The sequence below is a fragment of the Phenylobacterium sp. genome (assembly GCF_041916435.1).
Taxonomy (GTDB): Bacteria; Pseudomonadota; Alphaproteobacteria; order Caulobacterales; family Caulobacteraceae; genus Phenylobacterium.
In genome coordinates, this window is sequence record NZ_JAYRZM010000013.1 from 21,011 (window position 1) to 27,298 (window position 6,288).

Annotated in this window: 2 protein-coding genes and 1 pseudogene; 1 reads left to right on the forward strand and 2 read right to left on the reverse strand. The window is 66.5% G+C overall.

Annotation, left to right across the window (positions count from 1 at the left end):
* Positions 1 to 80: 80 nt before the first annotated feature.
* Positions 81 to 3,230 (reverse strand): TonB-dependent receptor domain-containing protein, encoded by a 3,150-nt coding sequence (locus tag ACE3TA_RS22250; RefSeq protein WP_374576516.1) that lies wholly within the window; start codon positions 3,228 to 3,230, stop codon positions 81 to 83.
* 536 nt (positions 3,231 to 3,766) lie between these two features.
* On the reverse strand, positions 3,767 to 6,004 hold the full coding sequence (locus ACE3TA_RS22255; protein ID WP_374576517.1) for a TonB-dependent receptor domain-containing protein: 2,238 nt from the start codon (positions 6,002 to 6,004) through the stop codon (positions 3,767 to 3,769).
* Between the two features lie 148 nt (positions 6,005 to 6,152).
* On the opposite strand from ACE3TA_RS22255, the pseudogene ACE3TA_RS22260 reads away from it, so the two are divergent.
* Positions 6,153 to 6,239 (forward strand): annotated as a pseudogene (locus ACE3TA_RS22260) (hypothetical protein); the annotation flags it as partial.
* Positions 6,240 to 6,288: the final 49 nt, after the last annotated feature.

Sequence of the window (6,288 nt, forward strand, 5' to 3'; positions counted from 1 at the left end):
GACGCCGCCTCCATGCGGGGGCGGCGTCAGGTCTTGCAAAGGGGAACGCCCGGCCGCCGAGGCGACCGGGCGGGAAACGCCTAGAAACGCTTCTTGATACCCAGGGAGTAGACGCGGCCGAGCGGCGTGCCGCTGCCCGGGTCGTAGTTGTACTGGGTGCCGATGGCGAAGGGCGGATCCTCGTCCAGCAGGTTCTGGATCGAGAGCGTCGCCGTGGTGTCCCAGGGCAGCTGCACCCGATAGGTCAGGTCGTGCTGGATGTAGGAGTCGATCTTGATGCTCGCCCCCACCGCCTTGGCGATGTTGATCGAGTTGGTCTCGACCTGGGTCGTGCCCGAGATGTAGCGCATCTGCCAACGCAGGTTGTGGATGCCGCTGCTCCAGTTGATGTAGGCGTTGCCGCGGACGCGGTTGTAGCCCGTGAAGATCGAAGCCCGGTAAGTGCCGACCCGCTTCTGGACGCCCGTGGCGCTGGAGGGGAAGCCTTCAACATTGTAGGGCGACTCGTCGTACTTCAGCAGGTAGGTGCCATCGACCCCGGCCGTCACGTCGCCGCCCAGCCATTCGCCGGCGTCCAGGTTGGCCTGGAAGTCGACGCCGGAGGTCTTCACCTGACCGCCGTTGATGTACTGGGTGCGGTACGACAGGATGTTGCCGCGGCCGCAGACGCTGTTGTCGAAGGTGAAGCGGGCCTGGATCGCGGCGTAGGCGGCGTTGCCGCAATTGCCGGTGGCCGAACCGCCCGGGAACATGATGTTCAACAGGTCGGTCGGAGCCTCGACGGTCAGGGCGTCCTTGAAGTCGAAGTTCCAGTAGTCGATGGTGGCCTTCACCGGGCCCACGTTCAGCATCATGCCGAGGTCGTAGGTCGTCGCCGTTTCCGGAGACAGGTTCGGGTTACCGTACAGGTCGTTCGCCTTGTAGGTGCCGTTCGCGTTGGTCAGGTTCCGCGCGAAGTTGGTGGTGGTGATGGTGGCCAGCGGCGCACGGTAGGTGGTGCCCACCGAACCGCGGAAGGCCAGCCAGTCCAGAGCCTGCCAACGGATCGAGGCCTTCGGGTTCGAGGTCGAGCCCTGGCCCTGATAGTTCTCGTACCGGCCCGCCAGGGTCAGTTCGAGATCGTCGGTCAGCGGGATCTTGGTTTCCACGAACAGCGAGCTGATCTTCCGCGACACGTCGTAGGGACGCAGGTTCGCGTTGAACAGGAACGGACCGTTCGCCGTGGTCGGGCAGTAGGGCGAGCCGTCGCCGAAGGGCTGGCTGTCCACGCAAGGCGTGGCGTTGGCGTCGTAGAGCTTGTCCGGGGTCTGCTGAACCCGGTCATAGCGGAACTGCGCGCCGGCGGCCCAGGCCACCGTGTCGTCGCCCCACAGCTTCCAGCCCGTGTCGCCATTGAAGATCAGGTCGGCCACGAACAGGCGCGACTGGATCTCGTTGTACTGCTTCTCGATCATCCAGTCGGACACCGCGGCGCGCGCGGCGGCGGCCTCGTTGAAGCCCGGGATGGCCGAGGAGGCGACATAGTACGGGTTGGCCGCGACGTTGGACGTCGACTGGGCGAAGGCGTTGGTGAAGGGGTTGAAGTAGTAGCACCCGAGGGCCGCATTGCCGGCGTTGGTGGTGAAGTTCGCCGTCTCCGCCGCGGTGCACTGGTCGCCCGCGCCCTGCTTGCTGCCGTAGCCGCGGAGGGCCAGCTGCAGCCGGTTCACCGACACGTCCTCGAGGTTATAGTTGTAGTCCTGCTCCTGGTAGGTGAGCGAGAAGTCCCAACCGATCCCGTTCTCGAACTTGCCCTTCAGCCCGCCGGCCACACGCCAGGTGTCGACCTTGTAGCTGTAGTGGCTGTGGCCATCGCTCTCGGCGGCGTTGCCGGCGAAGCCGATCGGACGCCAGGCGGTGTTCGAGGTCGCGACGCCATAGAGGCCGGCGTTGGTGACGCCCGCCTTGGCGACCGCCAGGCCGGTGGCGCAGCTGGCCGCATCGACGCCGTAGGGGAAGACCGGACCGGCGCAGCTGGCCGAGGAGATCTGCCCCAGCAGGGCGACGAGGCCCGGGTTGGTCGAGGGGATGTAGAAGCGCGACTGCTCGCCGGTGCCGGAGGCCGGGATTGGCGAGACGCCGCCGCCCGGCGAGGCGCCTGAGGCCAGCATCGGGGCCGGATACTGGTTCGGACCAGTGACCGCCCAGCTCTGCAGCGGGGTGGTGTGCTTGGCGTACAGCACCTCGGCGTGGGCGGTGATGTTGTCGGTCACGTCCAGGTTCATCTGGCCGTAGACCTGATAGTGGTCCTCGTTTTCGACTAGGTTGTCGAAGGACGTGTACTGGAAGTTGCACGAGGTCGGGCTGACGATGGTGGTGGTCAGCACATAGGGCGCGCCGCCGTTGGCCGCGCAGCCGATGTCCGGCAGCGAGCCGCCGAAGGTCCCGGCCGAGAAGCCGGTGGAGCCAGAGCCGACCGGGGCCGCCGTCGCATACTGGTACTGACCGGGGTTGCCGGTGCCGGCCCAGCCGCCGAGCGGGTTCTCCAGATAGCCCGCCGTGCCGGTGCGCAGGGCCCAGGAGCGTTCCTGGATCGGCAGCTGCGAGCGGTGGCGGTAGCCGGCAGTGATCATGGCGTCGCCGCGGTCGCCGCGCCAACCCCAGGCCAGGCTGGCGTCATAGTCGCCGTCCGAGCCGCTGATGCCCTGATAGTTGACCGTGGCCTCCAGGCCGTCGAGGTCGGTGCGGGTGATGAAGTTGACGACGCCGCCGATGGCGTCGGAGCCATAGGTGGCGGCCGCGCCGTCCTTCAGCACTTCCACCCGGCCGATGGCGGCCGAGGGCAGCAGGTTGATGTCGACGGCGTTCAGGCCCTGGGACGACACCGGGACGCGGCGGCCGTTGAACAGGACCAGGGTCCGGGTGCCGGTGGTCGTGGAGTTCAGGCTGCGCAGGTTGATGGTCGCGGCGCCCGAGCCGGAGCCGAAGCGATTGTTTTCACCGATCACCGCGCCGGAGGACGGGATGGTCTTGATGAACTGGACCATCGAGGGCGAACCCCGCTGCTCCAGCTCCTTGGTGCCGATCACGTCGACCGGCAGGGCGGCGTCCTCAGGCGTGCCGGCGATGAACGAGCCGGTGACCACGACTTCCTCAACCGTGGTGCTGTCCTGGGCCATGGCCGCGCCGCCCGAGAAGGCCAGAGCGACGGCGAGTAGCGAACCGCCGCAGAAATATCTGCTTTTTGACATCTATGTTTCCTTTCCCCCTCTTACGGCCGGCGCTCATTTTGAAATGCCGAACGCCTTGCGGCCGTAGAGTCAGGGGATCATCCGGCGCCCTGCGGGGAAGCGCCATACCGTTGCGGAACGTTGTTGCGGTGCGGAAACACACGGCTCCAAGGCGGACATTTTTGACAGAACGCTGGTTTTTGACTTTTGGCGTCATACCGGTTGGTCAAAAAATGCTGGGGCCGCGCCCCCAGGTTAGGGCCTCGCCCATTTCATCGCTGGAGAAATCTGCGCACGCGCAGAAAACCGGTCGACGTCCGGATGATACGGCCTGCTCGAAAACATACCGTCCAGCCCGACTCCAAATGGGAGCGCTGCAGCGAGGCGACTGTTGCACGTTTGCGGCGCCTTTAGAAAAATTGCGCCGCCGAGAGCGCCAAGCCCCGGCCTCGTTGAAAAAAATGCGCCGCCGGGCGAGCCGGCGGCGCGAGTGCGAGGGACGCTGAGGCCCCTCGCTGGCCGGAAGGTCCCGCCGGCCGAGGCCGGCGGGGGCCACGTCAGAAGCTCTTCTTCAGCCCGATCTTGTAGGTCCGGCCGAGCGCGCTGGCGGTGAACGGGTCGTAGTTCAGGTCCAGGCGCGCGAAGGGCGGATCCTCGTCGAAGACGTTGTCGATCGAGGCGGTCAGGGTGGTGTCCCAGGGCAGGAACACCCGGTAGTCGATCTCGTGGGTGATGTACTTGTCGATCTTGGCGCCGTTGGTGTTCACCGCCCCGTTGACCGGGTTGGCGGCCAGGATCGAGGCCCGCTGATCGTCGTAGGAGTCCACGTAGTTGATCGTCCAGCGCAGGTTGTGCGGCCCGCGGGTGTATTCCGCGAACAGCGAGCCCTTCAGCTGGGGCAGCGAGGTGGCGGCGAGCTGGTAGTTCAGCTTGCCGGCGGCGTCGAAGGCGCTCTCCACCACCAGACCCTCCACCGTGAAGGCGTCGATCTTGTACTCGATGGTGTAGGTGGCCGAGGCGCCGAAGCGCATGTCGCCGCCCAGGACGTCGGGCCACTTGTAGTCGGCCAGGACGTCGACGCCGGAGGTCTTGATGGCCGGGCCGTTCACGTACTGGGTGCGGACCCGGGCGATGGTGGCCGTGGAGCAGGCGCCCTGGAAGGTGAAGCGCGACTGCAGACCGGCATAGGCCGCGGCGCCGCAGTTGGTGGCCGCGCCGCCGGGGAACATCTTCGAGACGATCGAGGCCGAGGGCTCGGCGATGATCGGGTTGTCGAAGTCGAACCGCCAGTAGTCGATGCTGCCCTTGAAGTTGCCCGCCTCGACGATGGCGCCGGCGCTGTAGGTCGTGGCCGTTTCAGGTTCGAGATTGGCGTTGCCGAACAGGTCGATGGCCCGGAAGGAGCCGGCGATGAAGCTCAGCGCGGTGACCGAGTTGTTGGACAGCTGGGTCAGCGGCGGGCCGCGGAAGGTGGTGCCGGTGGAGCCGCGCAGGGCCAGCCAGTCGGTGACCTGCCACTTGGCCGCCAGCTTCGGGTTGAAGGTGGTGCCGCCGTTGCGGCCATAGTCCTCGTAGCGCGCCGCCAGCTGGACGGAGAAGTTGTCCGAGAAGGGCGCGTTGAACTCGGTGAACACCGCATAGATGTCGCCGTCGAGGTCCTGGGGCTTGGAGACGCCCAGGAACATGAAGGCCCCGTTCTTGGAGGTGCAGCCGGTGGAGCCGTTGAACGGCGTGTCGATGCACGGCGTGGCCAGCTGGTTGCTCAACGGATCGAAGTCCGCCTCGTACGAGTTGCGGCGGGCCTGAACGCCGGCGGCCCAGCCGACCGCACCGCCCTTGAGTTCGATGGGCAGGGTCCCGTTCAGAACCGCGTCGACCACGAACTGCCGCTGGGTGGCCTTGGTCGAGGACTGCTGGAAGAACCAGCGCACGAGTTCCGGATTGTTAGCCAGGCCGCTCGAGAAGGCCGAGTTGGTCTCGCCGGACACCGCGTTCTTGGCGACCGCGTTGGAGAAGGGGTTGAAGTAGTAGCAGCCGATGGCGGTGTTGCCGGCGTTGGTGGTGAAGTTCGCCGTCTCGGCCGCCGTACAGCCGTTGGTGTCATTGTTGAGCGCGCCATAGCCGCGCAGCGCCATCTGGAACCGCGACACGATGGTGTCGTAGCCCGTCCGCACGCCCTGCTCCTGGCCGTAGGTCAGGGCCACGTCCCAGCCGATCCCGTTGGAGAACTCGCCCTTCAGGCCGCCCGACACGCGATAGGCCTTGTAGTGACGGGTGCCTTCCGACGGGCCGTTGTCGAAGGCCGGGTTGCCGCCGAAGGAGAGCGGCCGGTAGCGGACGCCCGGGAAGTGAACCGCGGTGGCGCTGGCCGGGATCAGGCCCGGATTGGCCGCGATATAGGCCTGGAGACCCGGGTTGCTGAGCGGCACGAAATAGCCGGCCAGCAGGGCGGGGGTCAGGGTGCTGACCGCGGGATTGGTGGCCGAGGTCGAGGTCTGCAGGGCTAGGTACGAGGGCGAGGTGTTCCAGTCCGGAACGTCGGTCTCGGAATAGAAGGCCTCGACGTGCAGGCTGGTCTTATCGCTCAGGTCGGCGTTGACCTCGCCGTACAGCTGGTAGCGGTTCTCGGTCTCGATCAGATTGTCGTACTGGGTGTAGTGGAAGTTACAGGCCGGCAGCGCGCCGCCCACCGCCACGCCGCCCAGGCGCGCGCAGCCGTTGTCGAGCTGGAAGCCGCCGACCGGAATCCAGGCGCCCGTGGCCGGGTTCTGGGTGATGGGCGCGAAGGGGGCCACGGCGTTGCCGCCCGACCAGCCGCCTTCCGGGTTATCGAAATAGGACTTGTTGGCGAAGCTGCGGGCGGTGACCTCGAGCTTGGAGCGATGCTGGTAGCCGGCGCTCAGCAGGATGTTGCCGTTGTCCCACGCATGGCCCCAGACGATCGAGCCGGTGTGTCCGTCGTCAGAAGTTTTGGGACAGCCGGGCTGCGGATTTAGTGGAGGGTTGGCCTCGTCTGGGCTTGAGATTTAGGCGGCGATTTTGCGGTGCTGCAAGCGCCGATGTTCGAGGGTCTGGCGCT